The sequence below is a fragment of the Hymenobacter agri genome (assembly GCF_054778495.1).
In genome coordinates this window covers 1-944 of sequence record NZ_BAAGZM010001050.1, presented here as the reverse complement: position 1 = coordinate 944, position 944 = coordinate 1, and the positions used below count along the sequence as shown (strand labels likewise).

The 944-nt window shown below is 62.7% G+C and carries 3 protein-coding genes; all 3 read left to right on the top strand.

Annotated elements, in window-relative coordinates; translation table 11 throughout:
• On the top strand, window positions 1–367 hold a 367-nt coding region (locus tag ACYVDE_RS24395; protein WP_460504112.1), incomplete at its 5' end, for a DegT/DnrJ/EryC1/StrS family aminotransferase.
• A 93-nt stretch (window positions 368–460) separates the two neighbouring features.
• Entirely contained in the window at window positions 461–724 is a 264-nt protein-coding gene (locus tag ACYVDE_RS24390; RefSeq protein WP_460504111.1) for a hypothetical protein, read from the top strand.
• 29 nt (window positions 725–753) lie between these two features.
• Window positions 754–944 (top strand): Gfo/Idh/MocA family oxidoreductase (locus ACYVDE_RS24385; protein ID WP_460504110.1); only part of this gene is annotated, 191 nt, incomplete at its 3' end.

Sequence of the window (944 nt, the reverse complement as noted above, 5' to 3'; positions counted from 1 at the left end):
CACCGCCGCCCGCCAGGCCGTGGCCGCCCGCTACGATGCCGCCCTGGCCGTCGTGCCCGGCCTCACAATCCCGGCCCGCGACCCGCGCAGCAGCCACGTGTTTCACCAGTATACCATTCAGCTCGACGATGCCAGCCGGCGCGACAACCTGCAAAGCCACCTGCGCCGCCTGGGCATTCCAACCATGATTTACTACCCGCTGCCGGTGCACGCGCAGCCAGCCTACGCCTACCTGGGCTACCGCGCCGGTCAGTTTCCGGTGGCCGAGCAACTGTGCGGCGCAGTGCTGTCGCTGCCGATACACCCGCTGCTGACGACGGAGCAGCAGGCGTACATTATTACTCAACTGGGTTACTTTCAGCCGTAGTGCTGCATGAAGAGCATGCTTCATCCTGCTCCTTCCTACACTGCCCGAAACATTGTTTTTGCGGCGCTACTGCTAACCGTATTTGGGAGCTATATGGCTTTCACCGCCAGATTAAATGCCGGCATTCAAGCCAGCAGCCATCGTAGCTACGAGGGCGAAGCCGCGGGCCTGGGGGTTGCCCTGCTGGTGCTGATGGACCTGTACCTGGTGCCGTTTGTCGTGCCAGCTACCGTTTTGGCCCTGAAGCGGGGCAGCAAGCCCATGTCGGCCTGGGTACTACTTTTGGGACTGCTGCCAACCATTGCCCTGGGGCTGCTCATTCTCTGGCTCCGCCTCACCACTCCCCAACTGGACTGAAGGCCAGCTGATAATTCATTGATTTCACGTTGACTACTGCTCACCCGGCCGCTCCCGTTCGCTTCGCCATTTGCGGAGTGGGCCACATCGGCCGCCGCCACGCCGCCCTCGTTGCCCGCCACGATGGGGCCGAACTGGCCGCCCTGATTGATTCCCGCGCCGACTTGCAAGCCGGCCTCGCCGCCGAGTTTCCCGGCGTGCCGTTTTTTCTTTCTTTGGA

Coding starts and splice junctions, on each gene's coding strand:
- ACYVDE_RS24390 (WP_460504111.1), top strand. CDS start 461: ATGGCTTTCACCGCCAGATTAAATGCCGGCATTCAAGCCAGCAGCCAT.